The sequence below is a fragment of the Bacillus sp. SIMBA_074 genome (assembly GCF_046534555.1).
In the GTDB taxonomy this organism is placed as follows: Bacteria; Bacillota; Bacilli; order Bacillales; family Bacillaceae_G; genus Bacillus_A; species Bacillus_A mycoides.
This window is the reverse complement of record NZ_JAWRYM010000775.1, coordinates 1-258: the sequence shown is the minus strand read 5'-3', so window position 1 is coordinate 258 and position 258 is coordinate 1. Positions and strand designations below refer to the sequence as shown.

1 protein-coding gene is annotated in these 258 nt (G+C 46.1%); it reads left to right on the top strand.

Translation table 11 applies throughout. From position 1 onward, the window contains the following. Positions 1-105: 105 nt before the first annotated feature. Positions 106-258: SH3 domain-containing protein (locus tag SB773_RS32870; RefSeq protein WP_410594600.1), on the top strand; the 153-nt coding region annotated here is incomplete at its 3' end.

Genomic DNA, 258 nt, shown 5'->3' with positions numbered 1-258 from the left:
AGTACCAAGTATCTATCGACGACAAAACCTGGAACGGTAACCAAAGCTGCGGAAACCGTTAAAACGACAACGAAATATGTGAATGTCAGTACAGGTTCACTTAATATGCGAAAAAGCGGAACGGAAAGTGCCAGCATAGTCGCGAAGCTGACAAGGGGCACACAGGTGACGGTGTATTCGGAATCCAAAGGCTGGGCGAAGATCAAGGCCAATGGAATAGATGGGTATGTAAGTACTGACTATCTTTCAACAACGACG